We start from the raw sequence: 26,685 nt of genomic DNA, 5'->3' as shown, positions 1-26,685 counted from the left end.
TTTTTATAAATTGACATGTAAAATTTTGATAGTTAAACTAATGTATAGTAATATCTTTTAAATTATCCCAAATAGGAGGTGTTCAAAAACATTCATTTTCTGTCTTTCTTCAGGCAGAAATTGAGCTCGCGTGCTGATGATGAATATGTGTTTCTTCAACACGAAAAGACAATTGAATAGGTCATCCTGCCATTAGCACGTTGAAGGAGACGCAGTCAGCACTTCAGACACGCTCAAATACAGCAAATTGATTGATGAACTAGAAGGAGCTTGAAGCAGCTATGTTGCAAATAATTAAAGCAAGATGGATTGTATTAGTGGTGTGGATGATAACAGCTGTGATTCTGTTTATTACTGCGCCTAATTTAGAGGAATTAACAAGAGAAAAAGGGCAATTAAAGGTTCCGGAGGGGACACCAACAGCTGAGGCACTTCACTTATTGGATAAGCTATCAGATCATAACGGGAAAAAAGATACGGGTGTCATTGTATTCTCCGAACAACATCTGTTCCCTGAGAAAGAGCAGGAATTAAAAAAGGCTTTATCTGCACTCATGACTCATGCCCCAGACCTCCACATTGACGGAATTACTTCGTATTTTCATGTAGATCCGGACATTCAAAAACAACTTTTATCAAAGGATAAAAGTACACTTCTTGTTCCATTCAAATTCGACCACTACGAAACAAAAGCTGTGAAGATTAAAGAACAAATTGAGGAAGTTTTAAAGCCCTATCATGTCTCATATGAAATGACGGGTCAAAAATTTGTGGATTCAGATGTCATTAAAAGCTCTCAACAAGGTCTGAAGAAAACTGAACTTATTACGATGATCTTTATTTTCTTTATTTTAATCATTGTTTTCAGATCGATTTTGGCACCTGTTGTTCCGCTCATTACGATCGGCATTTCTTATGCCGTCAGCCGGTGTATTGTGGCTTTTCTAGTAGAATATATGCAATTTCCTCTATCTAATTTTACTCAGATTTTTATGGTAGCTATTATGTTCGGTATAGGAACAGATTATTGTATTTTGCTGTTAAGCCGTTTTAAAGAAGAGATCGGTCAAGGTCGTGATGTCAAAGAGTCGATTATCATCACATATAAATGTGCAGGGAAAACGGTCTTTTTCAGTGGCTTAGCCGTATTAGTCGGCTTCTCAAGCATTGGGTTTGCCAAATTTCAATTGTATCAATCAGCCGTTAGTGTTGCTGTTGGAGTTGGCATACTGCTGATTGCCCTAGTCACCATCGTTCCCTTTTTTATGTCTGTTTTCGGACAATCCCTTTTTTGGCCATCTAAAAGAGAGAACATTCGCCACCCGCAAAGTAAAATGTGGGAATGGGCTGGGCGTTTTTCATTTAAAAGGCCGCTGATCAGTTTAGGTTTAGTTGCACTAATTACTGTGCCTCCTATTTTGATGTACGACGGAACTCTTTCTTATAACAGCTTAAATGAGATTGGGACAAAGTATGAATCAGTGTCTGCATTTAATACGATATCAGAGCAATTTGGCTTTGGGGAAGCGCTGCCCCTGAATGTACTTGTTGAAAGTGACAATAAGTTAGATAACCAAGAAAAGATTGTCATGATTGAAAAACTGACCCGTAAATTAAATGACATTGACGAAGTAAAAACAGTCCGCAGTGTCACTAGGCCTGTTGGAGACGGGCTAAGTCAGCTTTACGTCACCTCTCAAGCAAAAGAGCTGGGAGGAGAACTTGGCAAAGGCCACGAAGGAATCGGGAAAATTTCAGATGGCCTGACCGAAACAAATCTTGCCCTTCTTAAACAAAAACCAAAAATTCAAGAATCCGCTAAAGGCATTGACCAGCTGATTGATGGAACAAAAGCGATCAAAAGCGGAATTGGAGAAGTAAGGGAGTCCTTGATCTCTTTAGAAGATGGGGTAAGGCGCAGTAAAGATGGCGTCGGGACCATCCGAAGTAAAATCAAAGAAGCAAAAAAGGAATTAGAGCAAGAATATCGCAGCAGTGAAGTGATGATTCAAGAGCTTAAGCGAATGGTGAGTACGCTGGAACGTCATGCGAAATCGAATCAGCAGCTGATGACCACCATTAAAAAAGTAAAAAAATCCTATGAAAATGTATCGTTTGAAGCACTTGAAAAACGGCTTCCAGAAGTAAAAGATATGGATGAATATAAAGAAATCAAGAAAGTATTCAAAGACACAAAAGGAATGCTTGATCAAGCAGGGGACCAAATGAGTGTGTATGAAGAGGAAGCCTCTCACTTTAAACAAAAGATCAAAAAAGCAGATCAAGTAATTCAAACCTTATCAAGCAAGCAAAAAGACGTAAAACGCCAAGTGCAAGCACTCATGGACGGGCTCGATCAAATTTATGACGGTCTTGAACAAACAAATGAAGGACAAAAACAATTGATCAAAGAAATGCCTAAAATTGAAGATGGAGCAGATCAGCTGACAGACGGCCAAAAAGCCATCAAAAAAGGATTTAACCAGCTTTCATCAAAACTCACATTGTTAACAGATGGTTTAGATGAAAGTATTGAAGGGCTCGAGCAGGTCAAAAGCGGCTTCACAGAGGCGGACGGCTACTTAAAGCAGCTTCAGCAAGCGCCAGATGAAGAAATAACGGGCTGGTTTATTCCAGAAGACGTGCTGAAACGTCATGAATTTAAACAAATCTTTCATACGTATATGTCTCCAGATCGTAAATTAACAACCTTTGAAGTCATATTAAATGTGAATCCATACAGCAATGAAGCGATGAAAGGCGTTGCGAAAATTGAGGACACCCTTGATCAATATTTACCTGTCAGCGGGTTAAAGAATGTAAATTACGGTGTGTCTGGTATCTCAAGTTTAAATGTAGATTTAAAAGAAACATCTGACGGTGACTTTATTCGAACGGTCATTTTCATGTTAATTGGCATCTTTATCATTTTAATTATATTATTACGGTCAATCGTCATGCCGATATACTTAACACTTTCACTTATTTTAACGTATTTTACATCCATCGGTTTAACTGAATGGATCTTTAAAACCTTTTTTGGCTACGACGGTGTCAGCTGGGCTGTCCCATTTTTCAGCTTTGTCATTCTTGTCACCCTTGGCATTGATTATTCGATCTTTCTGATGGATCGCTTTAATGAATGGAAGGGAGAGCATGTGCAAGCATCAATGATATCAGCGATGAGAAATATGGGTTCCGTCATTATTTCAGCAGTCGCGATATTAGCGGGGACCTTCGCCGCCATGCTGCCGTCTGGTGTATTATCACTTATTGAGATTGCAACGGTCATACTCATTGGACTTTTATTATATGCTTTTGTTGTATTGCCGCTCTTTATCCCGGTCATGGTTCGTATTTTCGGTAAATGGAATTGGTGGCCTTTTAGAATGAAATAACACCGGCGTCTCTGCTTATAGCAGAGGCGTTTTTATTTCCTATCCTTTCCTCTGATTGATATAATGTCTATTAAATGGCTGTTTCACGTATATATCAGCTATGTTCTAATACATAATAAATAGGATGAACAAAGGAGGTTTCTCATGACGTACTTACAAGAGAAGACACTAGACACACCTGGTCTTCATACTCATATTGTCAAAACAGAAAAATTTAAAACGGTCACAATTCTTTTTAAAATGCTTGCGCCTCTATCGAAAGATGATGTCACCATGCGTTCACTTTTCCCGCATGTGCTGTTAAGAGGAACAGAGAAAATGCCGAAAACGGGAGAATTGCGTGCTTATTTTGATGAGCTTTATGGTGCAACTGTTTCGGCAGACATGGCGAAAAAAGGGGAAAATCACATCATTACCTTCCGCCTGGAAATGGCGAATGAAAAATATTTAAAGGATCAAACCCCTTTACTAGAAAAAGGGATTGCCTTACTATCTGACCTACTATTCCATCCGTATGTTGAAGATGGGGTGTTTAGTCAATTATATGTAGATCAAGAAAAACGCACATTAAAACAGCGAATTCAAGCAGTGTATGATGATAAAATGCGTTACTCGAACTTAAGACTTGTGCAGGAAATGTGCAAAGGTGAACCGTATGCACTGCACGTCAATGGAGAAATGGAAGACATTGAAACGATCACAGCTCACTCGCTTTTTGAAGCTTATGAGCATGCGCTTCAATCAAATCAGCTTGATCTTTATGTTGTGGGAGATGTTGACGAACAAGACATCAGCCGAATGGTCTCTCAATACTTCAAAACAAGTGATAGAGAACCGGTCAAACAACACGCTGACTCAACAAGAACGCAAAAAGAAGCAAAAGAAGTCATTGATGAAGAGGACGTGAAGCAAGGCAAGCTGAATATCGGCTTTCGCACGCATACGACGATTGCAGATGAAGATTATCCGGCGCTGCATTTGTTTAATGGCATATTTGGCGGCTTCTCGCATTCGAAGCTATTCATCAATGTTCGAGAAAAAGCAAGTCTTGCGTACTACGCTGTGTCTAGACTTGAGAGCTTTAAAGGCTTGATGATGGTCATGTCAGGAATTGAAGTCGGCAACTACCAGCAGGCAGTAGACATCATTAAAGAACAATTTGAAGCAATGCAAAAAGGTGATTTTTCAGATGAAGCGATTGACCAAACAAAGGCTGTCGTCAAAAATCAGCTGCTTGAAACGATTGATACATCTTATGGGACAGCAGAATATTTGTATCAGCATGCCGTTGTGCCAACAGGGGAAACCCTTGATTCCTTTTTAGAAGCATTAGACCGAGTGACAAAAGAGGACATCATCAAAGTGGGTCAGAAAATCGAATGGGATACGACCTATTTTCTTAAAGGAACGGAGGGTACTTCATGACAGTGAAAACAATTCAATTCGACCAGCTGCAAGAAACGGTCTATCACGAAAAAATGGAGAGCGGACTTGACGTCTATGTGCTGCCAAAGCAAGGGTTTAACAAAACCTATGCGACCTTTACAACCAAATATGGCTCTGTCGATAACGAATTTGTGCCGCTTGGCAAAGAAGACATGATTCGAGTGCCTGACGGAATTGCCCATTTCTTAGAGCATAAACTGTTTGAAAAAGAAGATGGAGACGTATTTCATACATTTAGTAAGCAAGGAGCATCCGCAAACGCTTTTACAACGTTTACGAGAACAGCTTACTTATTCTCAAGCACCTCAAATGTCGAACAAAACCTTGAGACACTCATTGATTTTGTTCAAGAGCCTTATTTTACTGAAAAAACGGTCGAAAAAGAAAAAGGCATCATTGGCCAAGAGATTAACATGTATGATGACAATCCGGACTGGCGTTTATTCTTCGGTCTGATTGAAAATCTATATCAAGAGCATCCCGTGAGAATTGATATTGCTGGAACAGTAGAAAGTATTGCTCCGATTACAAAAGATCATTTGTATGAATGCTATGAAACGTTCTATCACCCGAGCAATATGCTTCTATTTGTTGTCGGTCCCGTTGATCCAAAGCAAATATTAGATCAAGTCAGAGCGAATCAGGCGAAAAAGCCATTTACAGACCAGCCAGAGATCAAACGAAAAGACATCAATGAGCCTGAAGGTGTGTACCGAAAAGAATACGAACTTCCTATGAACGTACAAGGCTCGAAATGTATGTTCGGGTTGAAAACAAAGAATCCTCATAAAAAAGGAAATCAGCTGCTAAAACATGAGCTCGGGATGAATCTCATTTTAGAGACGCTGTTTGGTAAAAGCTCCTTACAATATGAACAAATGTATGAAAAAGGCTTAATTGATGAGACCTTCAGCTACGATTATACGGAAGAAGGCGGCTTTGGCTTCACGTCCGTTGGCGGAGATACAAATGATCCTGATCAACTGGCAAAAGAATTAAAAGAAACCCTTCTTCAAGCAAAGAACCTGATGTCAGAAGAAAAAATTGAGCTAGCGCGCAAGAAGAAAATCGGCAGCTTTTTAAAAGCCATGAACTCTCCCGAATACATTGCGAACCAATTCACTCGATATGCATTTTTAGACATGAGCTTATTTGATGTCGTGACCATGCTGGAACAAATCCAATTAGCCGACATTCAGCAAATTTTAGAGGAAGAAATTGATGAAGAACGGATGTCCGTTTTCAAAGTCGTCCCGAAAACAAAATAAATAAAAAAAGACAAACTCAGATCAAATGAGTTTGTCTTTTTTATGTCTAATTGATAAAAGCATGTTATTAGTGAGGATTTTCATTGACAATCAATTTGTTCGTTAGTTAAACTCTTTAATAGTTAAACACTTAAACTAAAAAGGAGCAGCGTATGGAACAAAATAAAATTGCACAGCTCATTCAGAGATATGCAGACGTCTATCTCATGATGGAAAAAAAGGTATCGAGTATGATCACGGAAAAGCTTGATAAAGAGCTGACGCTTGATCAGTATTACTCGCTTCGATACATCAATTTACATCCTGGATGTACATCAACTGACCTTGCAAATGTATGTAATGTGAACAAAAGTGCTGTAACCTCCATGACAAATCGTCTTTTTACGAAAAACTATATTGTCCGTGAGCACGATCAAGCCGATCGAAGAAATGTTCACCTATACGTCACGCCAGAGGGCAAAGATGTGGTCAGCCGAATGGAAAAGCAGCTTCAGGATCTAGTTCGATCTTATTTTGAAAAGCTGGAAGAAAAAGAAATGGAATCATTTATTCAAACATATGAAAAGATCTATCAAGTGATCATCGAAGAGGAGGCACAAAGTACTAATGAGAGCAATCATAAAGGGTAGATGGCTGATCACGATTCTATGGATCGTATTAGCGGCAGTGTTACTCATCACCGCTCCTAATATGGCGCAATTAACAAAAGAAAAAGGGCAAATTTCTGTACCAGACGGCTATCCGTCCTCATATGCGGATCAGTTATTAAAGAAAATGTCTGAAAACGGCGATACAGAAAAATCAATCGTCATTGTCTTTCAAGAAAAGAACATCGTAAAAGAAAGAGAAACATCTTTAAAAAAGGCAATGGAGATTATAGAAAAAGATCAAGATCTTCATGTAGAGGACATCACTTCTTATTTTGAAGCCAATAAAGATATCAAAAAACAAATGCTCTCTAAAGATGAAACAACGCTTCTTGTTCCAGTTACATATGACTCAAACAAAATCAAAGCTTCTGATTTTAAAGAAAAAGTCAATGAAAAGCTGAAGAGCTTAAATCTGACATTTGAAATGACAGGACAGCCATTAATTGATGATGATGTGATCACAAGCTCGCAAGAAGGTCTGAAGAAAACAGAGTTCATTACGATTGGGTTTATTCTCATCGTCCTTGTCCTTGTCTTTAGATCAGCTGTGGCGCCTTTCGTTCCGTTAGTCGCAGTAGCTCTGTCTTACTTGGTGAGTCAATCCATCGTGGCTTATTTAGTCAAATATCTCGACTTCCCGCTCTCGACCTTTACCCAAATCTTCATGGTCGCGATCATGTTTGGAATAGGAACGGACTACTGCATTCTGCTTCTCAGCCGCTTTAAAGAAGAGATCGCACACGGTAAAGATAAAATTGAGGCGATTCTGATTACGTATAAAACAGCAGGAAAGACCGTTTTATTCAGCGGAATTGCTGTGCTGATCGGTTTTACCTGTATAGGCCTGGCGCAATTCCAGCTCTATAAATCAGCTGTTGCAGTAGCAGTTGGTGTCGCTGTGCTGATTGTGGCGCTTCTCACGATTGTTCCGTTCTTTATGGCGGTTTTAGGAAAAGTGTTATTTTGGCCGATTAAAGGTGATATTGCTCATCCGCAGTCAAAAATGTGGGAAACAGCAGGACGCTTTTCCTTTAAGAAACCACTTTTTAGTTTATTAATCGTAGGAATCATTACGCTTCCGCCCATTCTCATGTATAAAGGAACGCTTTCGTATAACAGCTTAGATGAAATCGGTAATAAATACGAATCAGTCAATGCATTCAATACCATTTCTGACAAATTTGGGCCAGGAGAAGCACTGCCGGCAACGATTGTCGTGAAATCAGCTGATTTGTTAGACAACAATAAAGGGCTGATTGCCGTTGAAAAGCTCAGCCGTGCAATTGAACAAACAGATGGCGTAAGTAAAGTGAGAAGTGCGACACGTCCTGTCGGTAAAGGGCTGAGTGATCTGTACGTGAAATCACAAGCCAAAGAGCTGAATACCGGACTTGATAAAAGCAATGAAGGCTTGAAAAAAATCCAAGATGCACTGACGACAATGAGTAAATCTATTGAAGATCAAACGCCGCAGATCAAATCATCTGGAAAAGGCATTAACCAGCTGATTTCTGGCACTGAATCAGTACAAACAGGCATTCAAAATGTCGAGAAAATGTTAAGAAAACTGCAAAGCGGAATCGATCAAAACAAAAACGGTGTAGCAGAGATTAAAGAAAAAATTAAAAGTGCGAAAAAGGAATTAACGGCCCAAGTCGCACAAGTGAATCAGCAAGTGTCGCTGTATAAAAGCATTTCCAAAGAATTAAAGGCAGCATTAGCGCAAGTTGATACGTCATCCTCTGCCGCAGCGGATGTAAAAGCATTAATCACACAAGCAAATAAACAATTTAGTACACTCGAAAAACAAATTCCGCAGGTAAAAGAAAATCAATCGTATCAAGCCATCAAAGCTTCATATAATGAACTTTCTACGACCTTGCAAGAAGGGGCGAAACAGGCAGACAGCTATGCCAAACAAGCAAAAGAAGCCAAAAAACAGCTTGAAGCAGCGGATGCCTTTATCGCAAAAGCTTCAGAGCAGCAGAAAGTCTTGACGAGTCAAATCGATGAGCTCATTGCTGGCTTAGACGCAATTGAAACTGGACTTGATCAAACGTCTAAAGGTCAAGGACAGTTAGCTGATAATATGCCGAAGCTTGCAAATGGAGCTGGCAAAGTGATTGATGGTCAAAAACATATGAAAGAAAAGATTGGCGGCTTTGGTGATGACCTGACCAAGCTGACAGATGGGCTGAACAAGAGCGCAAGTGGCCTGGAGAAAATTTCAAGCGGGTTAATGGGTGCAGGTGACTACTTAGACGAACTGAAAAATGCACCAGATCAAGACATGGCCGGCTGGTTTATCCCAAAAGACGTGCTGAAAAATAAAGCATTCAAGCAAGTATTTGATTCATACATGTCGGATGACCGCAAGATGACAAAAATTGATGTCATTTTAGAAAAAAATCCATATGGCAATGAAGCCTTGTCGACGATCAAACAAGTAGAAGCTTCTGTCGAGCGGGCACTTCCTGAAACGAACCTAAAAGATGCATCATTCGGCGTTTCAGGTGTATCAAGTATGAACGCTGATTTAAAACAGCTGTCAGACCAAGATTTCAATAAGACGGTTCTTTACATGATGATCGGTATTTTCCTCATCCTGGTGATCCTGTTCCGTTCGCTTGTTATGCCGCTGTACTTGGTAGGTTCACTTATTTTGACTTACTTTACAGCTATCGGGATGACAGAATTTATTTTCACCCATTTCTTCGGATACCCGGGCATTAACTGGGCTGTTCCATTCTTTGGATTTGTCATATTAATGGCACTCGGAGTCGATTATTCGATTTTCTTAATGGAGCGGTTCAATGAATACAAAACAAAAGACATTCAGTTTGCTATGACCGAATCAATGAAGAATATGGGCTCTGTCATTATGTCTGCTGCTGTTATTTTGGCAGGAACCTTTGCAGCAATGCTTCCTTCAGGAGTGCTGTCTCTCCTGCAGATTGCAACACTTGTTCTAACAGGACTTTTGCTGTACGCACTCGTTGTGCTACCATTGTTCGTACCTGTGATGGTGAAATTGTTCGGATCAGCTAACTGGTTCCCATTTAAACGAAAAGAATAGATATTTCAAATAGAAAGTAGGAATCCATGTGATGAGTCGTTGGGCGCTGATAACAGGTGCCAGTGGCGGGATTGGGCAGGCTGCAGCCAAAAAGCTTGCCCAAAAAGGCTGCCACGTGATGCTCCATTATCACAAAAATGAACAGGCAGCCGTGCAGCTTGCCGCTCAGCTGGAAGAAACATGTCATATTCAGACGCACGTCGTTCAAGCGGATTTAGCTAAAATGGGCGGAGCAGATGAGCTCGTCAGCCGTCTGCCTGTATCCCCAGATATTCTTGTATTAAATAGCGGTAAAAGTCATGTAGGATTAGTGACAGATACAGAAAAAGATGTATTAGCCAGTATGGTGCAGCTGCATGTCACAAGTCCATATGAGCTCACCCAACACCTATTGCCAGCCATGATTCAAAAAAAAGCAGGTCATATTGTTGTAGTAAGCTCGATATGGGGAGAAACAGGTGCATCGTGTGAAGTGCTGTACAGCATGGTGAAGGGGGCGCAAAATGCGTTTATTAAAGGTCTGGCAAAAGAGCTTGCCCCAAGTGGAATTAGAGCAAATGCTGTTTCGCCAGGTGCTGTCCGTACAGACATGATGAAAAGCTTCACACAAGAAGATATTGCAATGCTTGAGGAAGAAATCCCGCTTGGCCGGCTTGCATCACCTGAGGAGATTGCAAATGTCATTTGGTTTCTCGCCTCAAAGCAGTCAAGTTATATGACAGGTCAAATTTTATCCGTTAATGGCGGCTGGTACTGTTAAAAAACGTGTATAATTCGTCTCTCCATGACAAAAGCTATGGCTGTAATTCATCTTTTCGAATGGAGGAATCGACATGTCAGTACTTGAGAACTGGGACCATTGGAAAAACTTTTTAGGTGACCGTTTAAATCATGCGCAGGATAAAGGTTTAAAAGATGATACCATCAATAACCTTGCGTATGAAATTGGCGGATATTTAGCTAACGAAGTTGAAGCAAAGAACGAGCAAGAAAGAGTACTTGCTGACCTTTGGAGCGTTGCATCAGAAGATGAGCAGCGCGCTATTGCCAATATGATGGTCAAGCTGGTTGAAAATAATAGCTCGCACTAAACAAAAAGAGGGGTCGTTTGTGCCTCTCTTTTTATTTTAACCGTTTAGCAACATTGTGCTTTCTAAAAATGTGAAAATGCTTTATGATAAAGGAAGGTAAAAATTTGCCACAATGAAGGGGGTAATATCATTTGGCAAAGCTCGAATGGTATTTTGAATATGAGATACAGGTAAACCGTCCCGGACTATTAGGAGACATTTCTTCTCTAATGGGGATGCTTTCAATTAATATTGTGACAATTAATGGTGTTGATGTATCAAGACGCGGAATGCTTTTGCGCTGTGACCACACAGATCAAATTAAGCGCCTTGAATCAATTTTAAATACAATGGAAACGATAAAAGTAACGAAATTAAGACAGCCAAAACTTCGTGACCGCTTAGCGGTTCGTCACGGCAGATATATTCAGCGTGATGCGGATGACAAAAAGACGTTCCGTTTTGAAAGGGACGAGCTTGGTCTTCTTGTAGATTTTATGGCTGAACTATTTAAAAAAGAAGGACATAAATTGATTGGGATTCGCGGGATGCCGCGTGTCGGAAAAACAGAATCAATTGTGGCTTCAAGTGTATGTGCCAGTAAGAGATGGCTTTTTGTATCGTCCACTCTTTTGAAACAGACGATCCGAAGTCAGCTGATTGCGGATGAATACAGCCCAGATAACGTCTTTATTATTGATGGGATTGTGTCGACGCGAAGAGGTTCTGAGAAGCACTTGCAGCTTTTAAGAGAAATTATGAGACTGCCGGCAACGAAGGTGGTTGAGCATCCAGACATCTTTATTCAAAATTCAGAATATACAATGGATGATTTCGACTATATCATTGAATTGCGTAATAGTGCAGATGAAGAGATTACATATGAGCACGCTGAAGAACCACAAGTGTTTGATCATTCTGGTTTTTCTGGCTTCGATTTTTAATATGGTAATGGTAGGTGTTTGTTTTGACTGAATTGGGAAAACGGCTCATTGAGGCCAGAGAGGAAAAAGGGATGTCGCTGGAGGATCTTCAGACGGTGACCAAAATCCAAAAGCGCTACTTGCTAGCAATCGAACAAGGAAACTATGATATTATTCCAGGTAAATTTTACGTCAGAGCGTTTATTAAACAATATGCCGAAGCCGTTGGACTAAATCCTGAACAATTGTTCGAAGAATTTCGTAAAGATGTACCGAGCACGTATAACGATGAAGTATCTGATAAATTAGCAAATATTAAGCCGCAAAGAGAGCTGCCAAAGCCTGCCTCGAAGGTGCTTGAGCTGCTGCCGACCATCTTGATTATTGGAGGCGTCCTTGTGGTCATCGCGATCATTTATGTAATTGTGCAGGCGGTCAATCATGATAGCGGGCAGAAGAACAATCAGACGGCTCCTCAGCAGTCAGAATCTAAATATGAAGTATCTGAGGATTCATCTCTTGCAAAGGATCAAAAGAAAAAAGAAAAAGCTTCGTCAGATGATCAAGAAAAATCACTTAAAAAAGATGACTCATCAAAGGATTCATCCAAAGACGATGAAACGGTCTCTTTGAAGGCAACGAATACGGAAGGCTCAACGACAACGTATGAAGTGTCAGGTGCAGATGAGATGGAGTTAACCATTTCTGCAACAAAAGCTTCATGGCTGCGCGTCAGAGACGAATCTGGAAAAGTGCTGAAGATGGGTGAACTAAAAGATGGCGAATCGTTTAAAACAGACTTGTCTGAGCTCTCTCAGGTCGATATCCGTCTAGGCAATGCGACTGGAATTGATATCAAGGTGAATGACGAAACGCTTAAGTACGAATTAGACCCTAAAAACACCATGACACAAAACATTGTGATTGTGAATAAAGGAAAGGAAAAGTCATCTTAAGCAAGTAGATGACTTTTCTTTTGTTCCTACTATTATATATACATAAAAAAATGGCTTATTGGAGGATTGAATTTCATGTTTAACTTACCGAATAAAATAACTCTTTCTAGGATCGCCTTGATCCCTGTTTTTATGATCATTATGCTTGCACCTTTAGATTGGGGTGTTGCGCGTTTTGGTAACGTCAGCATCGAAGTGACGCATCTTGTTGGAGCAATTCTGTTTATTGTCGCTTCGACAACTGACTGGATTGATGGGTACTATGCGCGTAAACTGAACTTAGTGACAAACTTTGGTAAATTTTTAGATCCGCTTGCAGATAAATTGCTTGTTTCAGCTGCTTTAATTATACTTGTTCAATACAACCTCACACCGGCATGGATGGCGATTGTGATCATTAGCCGTGAATTTGCTGTAACCGGTCTAAGGCTTGTATTAGCCGGAGGCGGTGAAGTGGTAGCAGCTAATATGCTTGGAAAAGTGAAAACATGGGCGCAAATCATTGCGATTTCAGCACTTCTATTGCATAACCTGCCATTTGAACTTGTATCATTCCCGTTTGGTGACCTTGCGATGTGGGTAGCAGTGTTCTTCACTGTTGTGTCAGGCTGGGATTACTTTGCAAAAAACTGGGAAGCTTTAAAGAATTCTAACTAAAAAGGACGTGTACGCTTTGAAGTCAGAGAGAAAAGCAGAAATTATTGCAGTCGGGTCCGAACTTTTGCTAGGGCAAATTACGAATACGAATGCACAATTTATCAGCAAACAGCTAGCTGAAATTGGTGTGAATGTTTATTACCACACAGCAGTTGGTGACAATCCAGAGCGTTTAAAAAGGGCCATTCAAGTGGCGCAGGAAAGATCGAATTTTATTATCTTCTCAGGTGGTCTTGGACCAACCAAAGATGATTTAACAAAAGAAACCATTGCGAGTACGCTCGGAAAAGAGCTCGTGCTAAATGAAGAAGCATTTGAATCCATTCAAGACTACTTTCGAAAGACTGGACGAGACATGTCGCCGAATAACCGTAAGCAGGCACTCGTTCTAGAAGGATCTGATGTGCTCGTAAACCGGTTTGGGATGGCCCCAGGTATGTTTATTCAAGAAGACGATACATTTTATATGTTGCTTCCTGGACCGCCAAGTGAACTGCATCCGATGTTTGAGAACGAGGCGAAGCCGCTGATTTCTGAGAAACTGGGTTTAAAGGAAAAAATCGTGTCTGTTGTTCTCCGCTTCTTCGGAATCGGTGAATCACAGCTTGAAACAGACCTAGAAGATTTAATTGATGCTCAAACCAACCCGACGATTGCACCTCTCGCATCTGACGGTGAAGTGACACTTAGGCTCACGGCTAAGCATGAGGATGAAAAAGAAACGGAGCGTCTGTTAAAAGAAACAGAAGCGAAAATTTTAGCGCGGGTAGGTGAGTACTTCTACGGGTATGATGATACATCACTTGTCCGTGAAGCTTCCAAGGCCTTGCACGAACACGGGAAAACAGTGGCAGCGGCTGAGAGCCTGACTGGCGGAATGTTTTCTGAATGGCTGACAGATCTTGAAGGTGCATCGTCGATTTTTAGCGGCAGTGTCGTTTGTTATACAAATCAAGTCAAACAGCAGGTGCTTGGCTGCCGGGAGGAAACGTTGTCTTCTCATGGTGCTGTCAGCAAAGAGTGTGCTCTAGAGCTTGCTGAAGGTGCTAGAAAGCTCGCGGGAAGTGATATTGGCATTAGTTTTACGGGTGTAGCAGGCCCTGATACCCACGAGGGACAGCCTGTCGGAAAAGTGTTCATTGGGCTATCTACGAAAGACCATACAGACGTGTTTGAATGGATGTTTACAGGAAGCCGGTCGGGCATTCGAAAGCGCGCTGTGAAATACGGTCTGCATCACTTGCTCAATTTATTAAAAGAGAGTTAATTTTGTTTTTTGTTAGGTTTACTCCTTTATAAAAGAGTGTTTTTTCTAATAGAAATCACTCTTTTCTTAAAAATCTGCCAAGAAAAAATCGAATATGTGTTCGTTTTTTTCTTGGCAAATGACGTAAAACAAGGTATAGTATAGATAGTGGAATTGATAAAGGAGGAAACAATAGAATGAGTGATCGTCAAGCAGCCTTAGATATGGCTCTTAAACAAATAGAAAAACAGTTTGGTAAAGGCTCTATTATGAAACTAGGAGAGCAAACAGATACACGCATTTCAACAGTACCGAGTGGTTCGTTAGCACTTGATACTGCACTTGGAATAGGTGGATATCCTCGCGGCCGTATTATTGAAGTATATGGTCCAGAGAGTTCTGGTAAAACGACAGTAGCACTTCATGCCATTGCTGAGGTTCAGCAGCAGGGAGGACAAGCTGCATTTATCGATGCAGAGCATGCGCTCGATCCAGTTTACGCTCAAAAACTAGGTGTCAATATTGATGAGCTGTTACTTTCTCAGCCTGATACAGGAGAACAAGCACTTGAAATTGCAGAAGCTCTTGTCCGTAGTGGTGCAGTTGATATTGTTGTCATTGACTCAGTAGCTGCTCTTGTACCAAAAGCAGAGATTGAAGGGGACATGGGTGATTCACATGTTGGTTTACAAGCACGTTTGATGTCCCAAGCACTTCGTAAACTATCAGGTGCCATTAATAAATCGAAAACCATTGCCATCTTTATTAACCAAATTCGTGAAAAAGTTGGGGTCATGTTCGGTAACCCTGAAACAACGCCAGGTGGACGTGCGCTTAAGTTCTATTCGTCTGTTCGTTTAGAAGTGCGCCGTGCTGAACAGCTGAAGCAGGGCAATGACATTATGGGGAATAAAACGAGAATTAAAGTGGTGAAAAACAAAGTAGCACCGCCATTCCGTATTGCAGAAGTAGACATTATGTACGGTGAAGGAATCTCAAAAGAGGGAGAAATCATCGACCTTGGAAGCGAACTAGATATCGTACAAAAGAGCGGTGCTTGGTATTCTTATCAAGAGGAACGTCTTGGGCAAGGCCGCGAAAATGCGAAACAGTTCCTTAAAGAAAACAAAGATATTCTTCTCATGATTCAAGAACAAATTAGAGAGCACTACGGTTTGGACACAAACGGAGTGAAAGCAGCTGAAGAAGAAGAAGGACAAGAGGAATTGGAAATTTAAAGACTAAAAGACGCTGAAAAGCGTCTTAGATGGTTGACAAAGGGCTAAAATGATCTTTATTTTAGCCCTTTGTCTTCTTTTCAGCGTGATAGAAAACCTTTGAAGTCTAGGAAGGGCGAGTACCGGAGCGGAGCGAATTAAACATTCGTGAGCACCGGAGCGCAGACCTGACACCGAATGCGAGGGTTTGTCTACACGCTAAAGACGCTGAAAAGCGTCTTTTTTTTACATTTACATGACAGCTAGCAGGTCAAAAGTTCTGTCTTTGCTTGAAATAACGACTTACGCCTCAGTCTGACTAGCTTGACAAGTATTTCCGACACAATTACAATGGGAATGTATCACTTGTTTTTCTTAACATGATTGATAACTAATTTAAACTTGACAAGGGCAGTGAGGATCTCATTCCCTGTGAAGGCCCTGTATGTTGAGACACAAAACAATGTACATGCCGACACTTTATTTGTAAAACCAAGTTCATAGCAAGAGGAGGTGAAAATATGTCGCCTACGATGTTTACGATCATCTCCATTTTGCTGAGCCTAATCTGTTTAGTTGTTGGCTACTTTGTTCGTAAAACCATTGCAGAAGCAAAAATATCCGGCGCAAGAAACATGGCCGAACAAATTGTTGAGGATGCAAAGCGTGATGCGGAAGCATTGAAGAAAGAAGCGCTCTTGGAAGCGAAAGATGAAATTCATTCCTTTCGTGTAGAGGCGGAGCAAGAAGTTCGTGAAAGACGTAATGAGCTTCAAAGACAAGAAAACCGTTTACTTCAAAAAGAGGAAAATCTTGATCGCAAAGACGAATCTTTAGATAAACGGGAGTCCCTGTTGGAGAAGAGAGATCATTCTCTGAATGAACGACAACAACATATTGAAGAGATGGAAAGCAAAGTGGATGATATGATTCGTTTGCAGAAAGCCGAGTTAGAACGCATTTCTAGTTTAACTCGAGATGAAGCGAAACAAATCATTCTGGATCAAGTTGAAAATGAGCTTTCCCACGACATTGCAGTCATGACGAAAGAATCTGAAAACCGAGCGAAAGAAGAGGCTGATAAAAAGGCGAAAAACATTCTTTCACTTGCGTTACAGCGTTGTGCAGCTGATCATGTAGCTGAAACGACGGTATCTGTAGTCAATCTTCCAAATGATGAGATGAAAGGTCGTATTATCGGACGTGAAGGACGAAATATCCGTACGTTAGAAACGTTAACAGGTATTGACTTGATCATAGATGATACACCTGAAGCTGTTATCCTATCGGGCTTTGATCCGATTAGACGTGAAACAGCGAGGATAGCTCTGGACAAGCTAGTCCAGGATGGCCGCATTCATCCTGCACGAATTGAAGAAATGGTGGAAAAATCACGCCGTGAAGTCGATGATTATATCCGTGAGATGGGTGAGCAAACGACATTCGAAGTCGGAGTTCACGGTCTGCATCCGGATCTCATCAAAATTCTCGGTCGCTTAAAATTCCGTACAAGTTATGGACAAAATGTCCTGAAGCATTCAATTGAGGTTGCACATCTTGCAGGTCTCATGGCTTCAGAGCTTGGAGAAGATGCAAAGCTTGCAAAACGAGCAGGTCTTCTGCATGACATTGGAAAAGCCATTGATCATGAAGTAGAAGGAAGCCACGTAGAAATTGGCGTTGAGCTTGCGACGAAATATAAAGAGCATCCTGTTGTCATCAACAGTATTGCCTCTCACCACGGTGACCAAGAACCGACATCTATTATCGCTGTTCTTGTTGCGGCAGCAGATGCATTATCTGCAGCACGCCCTGGTGCAAGAAGTGAGACGCTTGAAAATTACATTCGGAGACTTGAGAAATTAGAAGATATCTCTGAATCTTATGAAGGTGTTGAAAAATCGTTTGCGATACAGGCTGGACGTGAAGTACGTATTATGGTGAAGCCAGATTCAATTAATGATCTTGAAGCTCACCGTCTAGCAAGGGATATTCGTAAGCGGATTGAGGACGAGCTCGATTACCCTGGTCACATTAAAGTGACGGTCATTCGAGAAACTCGCGCAGTAGAGTATGCAAAATAGAGCGGTGCGCTTAGCGCCGCTTTATTTTTTTGTGTAAATATGCAACACTGATAAGAAGTCAATTTATAAGAGAAAGGGTTCAAAGCGCATGAAAATATTATTTGTTGGAGATATCGTCGGTTCACCTGGACGAGACACACTGAAAGAATACTTGCCAAAGTTGAAGAAGAAATATCAGCCCCACTTTACCATTGTCAACGGAGAAAATGCTGCTCATGGGAAAGGGATAACTGAAAAAATCTATCATGAGCTGCTGCAAGCAGGAGCTGACGTGCTTACAATGGGCAACCATACATGGGATAAAAGAGATATTTTTGATTTCATCGATGACGCAGCCAACATGGTTCGTCCGGCGAACTTCCCAGAAGGCACACCTGGTAAAGGTCTTACGTTTATAAAAAAACAAGGAAAAGAACTGGCCGTCATCAATTTACAAGGACGCACTTTTTTACCGCCAATTGACTGCCCGTTTCAAAAAGTAGACGAGTTAATTGCGGAAGCATCCAAACGTACACCGTTCATTTTTATTGATTTTCATGGTGAAGCCACAAGTGAAAAGCAAGCGATGGGCTGGTATACAGACGGCCGTGCATCATGTGTCGTTGGAACGCATACACATGTTCAAACAGCAGATAACCGCGTTTTGCCAAAAGGAACTGCGTATATTTCAGATGTGGGAATGACAGGACCTTATGATGGCATTTTAGGTGTTGATCGGGAGACGATTATTAAACGATTCAAAACGAGTCTTCCAGTCCGTTTTGAGATTGCAGAAGGACGCACAACATTAAGTGCAGTAATCGTAGAAATTGACGAACAGTCGAAAAAAGCTGTCAAAATTGATCGAATTTTGATAAATGATGACCATATTTTCTTTGAATAAATGTTCACATATTTATTTCAGAAAAATATTAATCAGAAAGAAGGAATATGCGCCCTCTATCGTGAATATAGTAAAAATGGTAGGTAGCCTGCTATTTTTGAAAAACATTTTGGGGATGGATTTTCAAAAAATAGCATCATCTAACAAAGATTGTTCTAATGAACACTCACTTATCCATTGTAAATTTAAGGGGGAGCAGAAATGGAAATTTTAAAAGTTTCAGCAAAGTCAAATCCGAATTCAGTAGCAGGAGCATTAGCAGGCGTTTTACGTGAACGCGGTGCAGCGGAAATACAAGCAATCGGCGCTGGAGCGCTGAATCAGGCGGTCAAGGCTGTAGCCATAGCAAGGGGATTTGTTGCACCAAGCGGAGTGGATTTGATATGCATTCCAGCCTTTACTGACATTCTTATCGATGGAGAAGAAAGAACAGCAATCAAATTGATTGTTGAACCACGATAATTCTAATTTTATTATTTTCAACCTGCTTACATCATGTAAGCAGGTTGTTTTTGTTTACCACTATACATTTCTTATATAACATATTCAGTTCATGAAATAGATAAAAATGACATATTAGAGCTTGCATTTTTTCACCATGATGATAAATTAAGGTTAAGTTAAAAATACTTCATCAAAAATAAATATTTAAGTAGGTGAAATAATGATTGAAGCTTTTTTGAAAAGAGGAAAGCTTGTTTTTATTTTATTTTTTATTGTTCTCATTGCTGGCGGCTATTTATTCGCGCAGCTCCCTAAACGAGAACTGCCAGAATTCCAAGCGAATATCGTCACGATTTCCACCGTGTTTCCTGGTGCGGATGCAAAACAGGTGGAAAGTAATGTAACCAATAAGCTCGAATCAGCCATATCTGATATCAATGGTGTAGAGAAAACGAGCTCTGTTTCTGCCATTGGTTTTTCAAATATTGTGCTTGAAATTGGTGATCAAGCCGACTTTCAAGAGGTGGCAAATCAAATTAAGAATGAAACCACAAGTGCTGCGTCGTCCTTTCCTGACGGAGTGATGGAGCCGGATGTAAAGGATGAGTTCGGCAACGTGCCGGTTGGTTCTTATATGGTTGTGGCGAGTCAATCAACAGACTTGGCAAAAAGTCAGGAATCGCTGCGTGCGTTGAAGGAAAAGGTTGAGGACATCAAAGGGGTAGACAGTGTCGTCATCAAAGGATTCAATGACAAACAAGCGGTATTAAACTTAGATTCAAGTAAATTGGAGGATGAAGGGTTAAATGTAACGGATGTCACAAATGCCATCAATCAGGAATTTGACACATCTCCACTAGGCGACATTCGGGCAGGTGGCGAGAAGGTTAAGCTGTCCATTGATGCCTATGACCGTTTGGATCAAGTGAAAAAGATTGAGCTTTTCTCCAAAACGAACCGTGAGCCGGTCACAATCAGTCAGCTTGGCAGCTTAAAAGAAGTAGAAAAAGAGAAAAGTGACATTGTGTCGTATAACGGAAAGCCCGCCTATTCATTTACAGTCAATATCAAACCAGGGCTTGATATTCCTAAAATGTATGACAAAGTCAGTGATGTTATTGAGAAAGAGAAGCAGCTTCCAAATGGTGTGGAGTGGGTAGACTACTATTCACAAAAAAGTGATGTGGATGCCATTTTTAATGATTTGATAAAAGAAGCCATTGTTGCGGTCATCGCTGTCATTATCGTCACCACACTTGGTCTTACCATTGGCGGTGCGTTCATCGTTTCACTTGCCATCCCATTATCGATCACAATCGGAACGATTCCGCTGCCATTTTTACAAGTGGACCTCAATCAGATTTCGATTATCGGCTTTATCATTGCCCTAGGAATACTTGTCGATGATGCCATTGTCGTCAACGATAATATTTTAAGGCAGATGAAAAAATACGAAAGTCCGCTTAAAGGAACGATTGCAGGTGTGAAAGAAGTTGCAGGGTCTATTTTGACTTCAACACTTGCGGTTGTGTTTGCTTTCTTGCCACTTGTTTTCTTATCAGGTGCAAACGGTTCATTTATACGAGCATTACCGTCTGTCCTAGTCACGACTGTACTTGCGTCTATGGTGATTTCTCTGACACTAGTGCCAGTCTATCAATATACCGTGAACCGAAAAAGAAAGAACAAGAAAATTCAAAAAGAGCCAGGATTCCTAGGCAAACCGTTAAAAAAATTAGCTGATTTTTATGCAGACCGTGTGCTGACGAATATTGTGAAGCGTCCGCTGCTTATTGGCCTAAGTGGTTTGCTCGTTGCAACGCTTGCCTTTTTACTGATTTTCGTCACACCATTTGAATTTTTCCCTGCAGCGAATAAAAAAGAAGTGGTTGTCACTGTCACTCTTCCAAGTGAAACAACATTAGACAAAACAAATGAAACATTAGAGAAAATAGAACAAGAGATGAAACAGCAGAAAGGCATTGAAGAGACGGCGATCTTTGCAGGCGGTGGTGTACCGAACCTGTTTAATGAAAGTATCTCAAATTCAAGTGATCATACTGGTCAAGTTGTCGTGAGAGTAGACAATGATCAGATGACGAGTAAACAATTGATAGATCGTATGACAGAGCCATTGCGTAAGAAATTCAAAGATGCTGATATTTTTATGAAAACCATTGTTCAAGGGCCGCCAACCGGTGCGCCTGTGACAGTAACCATTGCGGGTGACTCTTTTGCAAAGCTCATTAATATCAAAGAAACGCTCACAAGTAAAATGAAAGAAAAAGGAGCGAGCTTGATCACTGACGATGTCAATCAGCCGGTAAAAACCATTTCCTTTGAGTTAAACCGTGACCGAATGGCAGAGGATGGGCTCAGCGCTCAGTTTGTCAGCAAACAGCTCGGTCTAGTGACAGAAGGCATGCCATTAGGCAGCTTTAAACAAGGATCAAATGATATCGACCTAGTGGTCAAACAGGATATGGCTACACACCAAAATGGATTAAAGCTAAAAGAAATAAAAGTGCCTGTCAATTCAAATGAAGGTGGTATGCCTTCACTCGAGCCGCTTAGCCGATATGTAAAAGAAAAAGAAACAGAGCAGTACGAAAGCATTCCACATGAAAATGGAATTCCGACCATTACGCTGAAGGCGTACCCTGGCACGTCAGAGTCGTTTAAAGATGACATGAAAGAAGTCGTCAATCAAGTAGGAAAAACGGATGCAGCGAAGGAGCTAACCATTTCTCAAGGTGGAGAAAATGAAGATCAAACCCAGTTCTTTATTGAAATTAGTCTCTTATTTGGGGTTGTCTTGCTGCTCATTTATGTGACCATCGCTTTTCAGTTCAATTCATTGATGCTTCCATTGTTAGTTCTAGGTACGGTTTACTTAGCGATATCTGGAGCTGTAATAGGACTGTTTGTCACACAAACACCGTTCAGCTTCATGGCAACAATGGGAATTGTCTCATTAGCTGGTATCGTGGTCCGAAATGCGGTTGTCTTGTTCGAATTTATTGAGCAGCGGCGTAAGCAAGGATTCGATCAACAGACAGCTGTCATTGAAGCGGGAAGAGCTAGGATTAGGCCAATTTTACTAACAGCATTTACAGCACTGGTTGCCCTTATGCCTGTAGCATTAAGTAATGATCCGCTCTTTAAGCCGCTGGCAATCTGCATAGTTTCGGGTGTCTTTTTCTCAACGATTCTCACACTCTTCATTGTGCCAGCCTTATATATTGCCGTTTCAAAAAGACGGTGACGCAAAAAGCAAATCTCCTTCTCTACGGGGATTTGCTTTTTTTTTAGAAAAATATCCAAAAAAATATGTGGAGTGTTCATTTGTCTTTTTACAGTAGACAGTAGTATTTACGACTAAAATAAGACGTGTTAAAATCTCATTGGGAGAAGTTTTTTAACAAAGGGGTTGTACGTCATGTGTGGAACGATGAAAGCAATTGTTAAAAAAGAAAGCGCTTACGGAGCGGTACTGATGGAAATGCCGATTCCAGAAATCAATGATCATGAAGTATTGATTCAGGTGAAAGCCACTTCGATATGCGGAACAGACGTGCATATTTATAACTGGGATGACTGGGCAAAGGGAAGAGTTAAAGCGCCCTACATTTTTGGACATGAATTTACAGGGGAAGTTGTCAAAGTAGGGAAGCAAGTCTCACGTGCAAAAGTAGGGGATTTTGTATCGGCAGAGACACATGTTGTATGTAATCAGTGCTATATGTGTTTAACCGGGCAGCAGCATTTGTGCAGTGAAACGAAAATTTTAGGGGTAGACATTGACGGCTGCTTTGCTGAATATGTCAAAGTACCTGAACAAAATGTGTGGCACAATCCAGCTCAAATGCCAGTAGAGCTTGCATCTATCCAAGAGCCGCTTGGAAATGCTGTTCATACAGTGCTGCACACACCCGTTTCAGGTAAGTCAGTGGCGATTTTTGGCTGCGGACCAATCGGTTTAATGGCGATCGCCGTCGCGAAAGCTTCCGGTGCTGTTCAAGTGTTTGCCGTCGATCAAAACGAATACAGGCTGGATCTTGCCCGAAAAATGGGGGCAGGCCATATCGTGGATATTGGAAAAGATGATCCTGTTGAGGTGATTAAGCAGTTCACACGGATGGAAGGAGCAGATGTGATATGCGAGATGTCAGGACATCCAGTTGCCATTAATCAAGCACTCGAAGCTTGTGCAAATGGAGGGAAAGTCAATATACTAAGCTTGCCAGAACGGCCAGTGACAATTGATATTACGAATCAAATTGTTTTTAGGGGATTAACCGTCCAAGGAATCACGGGGAGAAAAATGTTTGAGACGTGGCGTCAAGTATCTGAGCTGTTAAGAACGAATACCATCGATGTCCAGCCAGTTGTCACCCATACGCTGCCATTTGAACAGTTCGAAAAGGGATTTGAACTCATGAGAAATGGTACGTGCGGAAAGGTCGTACTGATGATGACATCAAATCAAAGGGGGAAGAAATGATGAAAGAATTCACGTATTTACAAGGTGAACTGGAAACAATGAAGCAGCAAGGCACCCACCAAACATTGAAAGAGATCGACTCAAAACAATCATCCACTGTGACATTAAATGAACAATCTGTCATACAGCTCTCCTCAAATAACTACTTAGGCCTCACCTCACATCCAAGGCTGATGAAAGCGGCAAAAGAGGCAATTGATGAATTTGGTGCTGGCACAGGGTCTGTACGAACCATCGCCGGCACAATGACGATGCACGAACGTCTTGAAAAAAAGCTCGCTGCATTTAAAAAGACAGAGGCAGCCCTTGTGTTCCAATCAGGCTTTACGACCAACCAAGGGGTCTTATCAAGTATCCTGACAAAAGATGATATTGTTATTTCAGATGAACTGAATCATGCCTCAATCATTGACGGCATCCGATTAACAAAAGCAGATAAAAAGGTATACGGTCATTCCAATATGGAAGAGCTTGAGAAAATTTTAAAGAAATCTATGAATTACCGCGTGCGTCTCATCGTCACAGATGGTGTGTTCTCGATGGATGGAGATATTGCGCCACTTCCTGAGATTGTGAGGCTCGCGGAAGCATATGATGCATTTGTGATGGTAGACGATGCGCATGCCTCAGGCGTGCTTGGTGAAAATGGCCGCGGGACAGTCAACCATTTTAAACTCGACGGCAGAGTGCACATTCAGGTTGGGACACTTAGTAAGGCTGTCGGAGTGCTCGGCGGCTATGTAGCGGGATCAGCCGTTTTAATCGACTACTTAAAGCATAAAGCAAGGCCGTTTTTATTCAGCACCTCACATCCGCCAGCAGTGACTAGAGCGTGTGAAGAAGCGATTGAAGTGCTGTTAGATGAACCGGAGCGAATTGGCACGCTCTGGGAGAACGCCGCCTATTTTAAAGAAAAAGTCGTCAGTCTTGGATTTCAGGTTGCACCCACAGAAACACCGATTATTCCAATCATGATTGGAGACGAAGCCCTTACTTTCCGCTTTTCAAAGGCTTTAATAGAGCGAGGCGTGTTTGCTCAAGGCATCGCCTTCCCAACTGTGGCAAAAGGAAAAGCGAGAATTAGAGCCATCATCACAGCAGAGCACACAAAAGAAGAACTAGACCGTGCACTGACGGTGATCGAAGAAGAAGCAAAAAAACTGAACATACTTGATTGAGAGAGCGCAGGCTCTCTTTTTTTAATAAAGAGATTGGCTGTGACCTTCTTGCTGAATAGGCATTTTTTATAGAAAAACTGTATATGAATTTATTTTCAATTCATCACAAAATAGTCTATACTGTAGGGTGGAGCTTGGTTTGAAAGGAGTACAAATTCATGAATGAAGAGCAGAGAAAAGCGAGCGGACAAGTAAGTTCATCGGACAAAAAATCCGAGAAGGACTACAGCCAGTATTTTGAAGCTGTGTACATTCCGCCTTCCTTAAAAGAAGCAAAAAAACGGGGTAAAGAAGAAGTCGAATACAATCAATTTCAAATTGACGAGCGGTTTCAAGGGTTAGGGAACGGCCGCAAGTTTTATATTCGCACATATGGCTGTCAAATGAATGAGCATGACACAGAAGTGATGGCTGGTATCTTTATGGCGCTTGGTTATGAGCCAACAAACTCAACGGAAGATGCAAATGTCATCTTATTAAACACTTGTGCGATTCGTGAAAATGCGGAAAACAAAGTGTTCGGAGAGCTTGGTCATTTAAAAGCATTAAAGCGTGAAAAGCCAGATTTAATTTTAGGTGTCTGCGGATGTATGTCGCAAGAGGAATCTGTCGTCAACCGTATTTTGAAGAAACATCCATTTGTTGATTTGATTTTCGGTACACACAACATTCACCGCCTGCCAGAGTTGTTATCTGAATGCTATCTTTCAAAAGAAATGGTCATCGAGGTTTGGTCAAAAGAAGGCGATGTAATTGAAAACCTTCCGAGAGCCCGCCAAGGAAAAATTAAGGGCTGGGTGAATATTATGTACGGCTGTGATAAATTCTGTACATACTGTATCGTCCCTTACACGCGCGGTAAGGAAAGAAGCCGCCGCCCGGATGAAATTATTCAAGAGGTCAGACGTTTAGCGGCAGAAGGATATAAGGAAATTACCCTTCTTGGTCAAAACGTGAATGCGTATGGAAAAGATTTTGAAGACATGGAATATGGTCTTGGACACCTGATGGATGAGCTGCGTAAAATCGATATTCCGCGTATCCGTTTTACAACAAGCCACCCGCGTGACTTTGACGATCACTTAATTGAAGTGCTTGCTAAGGGTGGGAACCTTCTCGATCATATTCATTTGCCAGTTCAATCAGGCAGTTCTTCTGTCTTGAAACTTATGGCGAGAAAATATGACCGTGAGCGTTATCTTGATCTTGTGCGCAAAATCAAAGAAGCCATGCCAAATGCTTCATTAACAACGGACATTATTGTTGGGTTCCCAAATGAGACAGATGAGCAGTTTGAGGAAACACTTTCCCTCTATCGTGAGGTTGAGTTTGATGCCGCTTATACGTTCATTTACTCTCCAAGAGAAGGAACACCAGCAGCGAAAATGCAAGACAACGTGCCAATGCATGTGAAAAAAGAACGTCTGCAGCGCCTGAATGCCCTCGTGAATGAAATTTCCGCGAAAAAAATGAAGGAATATGAAGGGCAGACTGTCGAAGTATTAGTAGAGGGTGAAAGTAAAAACAACCCTGAAATCCTAGCCGGATATACAAGTAAAAGCAAGCTTGTGAATTTTAAAGCACCAAAAGAAGCGATTGGCAACATCGTCAAAGTGAAAATCACACAAGCCAAAACTTGGTCTCTTGACGGAGAAATGGTTGGAGAAGCTATCGAGGTGAATTAA

General features: G+C 41.2%; 19 protein-coding genes. All 19 read left to right on the top strand.

Annotated features, from left to right (window positions below; genetic code table 11):
* The first annotated feature begins 281 nt into the window (after positions 1-281).
* The 19 genes from C6Y01_RS01650 to miaB all read left to right on the top strand — a co-directional run bounded on the left by C6Y01_RS01650 (position 282) and on the right by miaB (position 26,685).
* A complete protein-coding gene (locus C6Y01_RS01650) occupies positions 282-3,398 on the top strand; it encodes an MMPL family transporter (protein ID WP_095285184.1) in 3,117 nt (1,038 codons plus the stop codon).
* A gap of 144 nt (positions 3,399-3,542) precedes the next feature.
* Positions 3,543-4,823 carry an EF-P 5-aminopentanol modification-associated protein YfmF gene (yfmF, locus tag C6Y01_RS01645; protein WP_106037754.1) on the top strand — a complete coding sequence of 427 codons (1,281 nt, stop codon included), beginning with the start codon at positions 3,543-3,545 and terminating at the stop codon, positions 4,821-4,823.
* The gene (yfmH, locus tag C6Y01_RS01640) at positions 4,820-6,112 is read left to right on the top strand and encodes an EF-P 5-aminopentanol modification-associated protein YfmH (protein ID WP_095285186.1); all 1,293 of its coding nucleotides are present in this window, start codon (positions 4,820-4,822) and stop codon (positions 6,110-6,112) included. The genes yfmF and yfmH overlap by 4 nt, the downstream gene beginning before the upstream one ends.
* A 152-nt stretch (positions 6,113-6,264) precedes the next feature.
* The gene (locus C6Y01_RS01635) at positions 6,265-6,741 is read left to right on the top strand and encodes a MarR family winged helix-turn-helix transcriptional regulator (RefSeq protein WP_012010014.1); all 477 of its coding nucleotides are present in this window, start codon (positions 6,265-6,267) and stop codon (positions 6,739-6,741) included.
* A complete protein-coding gene (locus tag C6Y01_RS01630) occupies positions 6,719-9,838 on the top strand; it encodes an MMPL family transporter (protein ID WP_106037753.1) in 3,120 nt (1,039 codons plus the stop codon). Before C6Y01_RS01635 ends, C6Y01_RS01630 begins: the two co-directional genes overlap by 23 nt.
* A gap of 31 nt (positions 9,839-9,869) precedes the next feature.
* Entirely contained in the window at positions 9,870-10,598 is a 729-nt protein-coding gene (gene ymfI, locus C6Y01_RS01625; RefSeq protein WP_034662220.1) for an elongation factor P 5-aminopentanone reductase, read from the top strand.
* Positions 10,599-10,671: 73 nt separating this feature from the next.
* Positions 10,672-10,929: a DUF3243 domain-containing protein gene (locus C6Y01_RS01620; RefSeq protein WP_003211590.1), complete on the top strand. Its 258-nt coding sequence runs from the start codon at positions 10,672-10,674 to the stop codon at positions 10,927-10,929.
* A gap of 131 nt (positions 10,930-11,060) precedes the next feature.
* The gene (locus tag C6Y01_RS01615; RefSeq protein WP_003211480.1) at positions 11,061-11,852 is read left to right on the top strand and encodes a DUF3388 domain-containing protein; all 792 of its coding nucleotides are present in this window, start codon (positions 11,061-11,063) and stop codon (positions 11,850-11,852) included.
* A 23-nt stretch (positions 11,853-11,875) separates the two neighbouring features.
* Positions 11,876-12,787: a helix-turn-helix domain-containing protein gene (locus C6Y01_RS01610; protein WP_034662218.1), complete on the top strand. Its 912-nt coding sequence runs from the start codon at positions 11,876-11,878 to the stop codon at positions 12,785-12,787.
* Between the two features lie 75 nt (positions 12,788-12,862).
* Positions 12,863-13,444 (top strand): CDP-diacylglycerol--glycerol-3-phosphate 3-phosphatidyltransferase, encoded by a 582-nt coding sequence (gene pgsA, locus C6Y01_RS01605; protein ID WP_034662216.1) that lies wholly within the window; start codon positions 12,863-12,865, stop codon positions 13,442-13,444.
* A 16-nt stretch (positions 13,445-13,460) separates the two neighbouring features.
* The gene (locus C6Y01_RS01600) at positions 13,461-14,711 is read left to right on the top strand and encodes a competence/damage-inducible protein A (protein WP_034662214.1); all 1,251 of its coding nucleotides are present in this window, start codon (positions 13,461-13,463) and stop codon (positions 14,709-14,711) included.
* 176 nt (positions 14,712-14,887) lie between these two features.
* Positions 14,888-15,928 carry a recombinase RecA gene (recA, locus tag C6Y01_RS01595; RefSeq protein WP_034662211.1) on the top strand — a complete coding sequence of 347 codons (1,041 nt, stop codon included), beginning with the start codon at positions 14,888-14,890 and terminating at the stop codon, positions 15,926-15,928.
* A 500-nt stretch (positions 15,929-16,428) separates the two neighbouring features.
* A complete protein-coding gene (rny, locus tag C6Y01_RS01590) occupies positions 16,429-17,991 on the top strand; it encodes a ribonuclease Y (RefSeq protein ID WP_003211958.1) in 1,563 nt (520 codons plus the stop codon).
* Between the two features lie 88 nt (positions 17,992-18,079).
* A complete protein-coding gene (locus tag C6Y01_RS01585; protein WP_034662209.1) occupies positions 18,080-18,874 on the top strand; it encodes a TIGR00282 family metallophosphoesterase in 795 nt (264 codons plus the stop codon).
* A gap of 201 nt (positions 18,875-19,075) precedes the next feature.
* A complete protein-coding gene (gene spoVS / locus C6Y01_RS01575; protein WP_003211281.1) occupies positions 19,076-19,336 on the top strand; it encodes a stage V sporulation protein SpoVS in 261 nt (86 codons plus the stop codon).
* A 202-nt stretch (positions 19,337-19,538) separates the two neighbouring features.
* Positions 19,539-22,583: an efflux RND transporter permease subunit gene (locus C6Y01_RS01570; protein ID WP_106037752.1), complete on the top strand. Its 3,045-nt coding sequence runs from the start codon at positions 19,539-19,541 to the stop codon at positions 22,581-22,583.
* Between the two features lie 174 nt (positions 22,584-22,757).
* Positions 22,758-23,822 (top strand): L-threonine 3-dehydrogenase, encoded by a 1,065-nt coding sequence (gene tdh / locus C6Y01_RS01565; RefSeq protein ID WP_095285190.1) that lies wholly within the window; start codon positions 22,758-22,760, stop codon positions 23,820-23,822.
* Entirely contained in the window at positions 23,819-25,000 is a 1,182-nt protein-coding gene (locus tag C6Y01_RS01560) for a glycine C-acetyltransferase (RefSeq protein WP_106037751.1), read from the top strand. Before tdh ends, C6Y01_RS01560 begins: the two co-directional genes overlap by 4 nt.
* 158 nt (positions 25,001-25,158) lie before the next feature.
* The gene (miaB, locus tag C6Y01_RS01555) at positions 25,159-26,685 is read left to right on the top strand and encodes a tRNA (N6-isopentenyl adenosine(37)-C2)-methylthiotransferase MiaB (protein ID WP_060596336.1); all 1,527 of its coding nucleotides are present in this window, start codon (positions 25,159-25,161) and stop codon (positions 26,683-26,685) included.

The organism is Bacillus sp. NMCC46 (assembly GCF_002998465.1).
Lineage (GTDB): Bacteria > Bacillota > Bacilli > Bacillales > Bacillaceae > Bacillus.
Note: the sequence above shows the minus strand (reverse complement) of the source record. Positions and strands in the feature narration are given on the sequence as shown.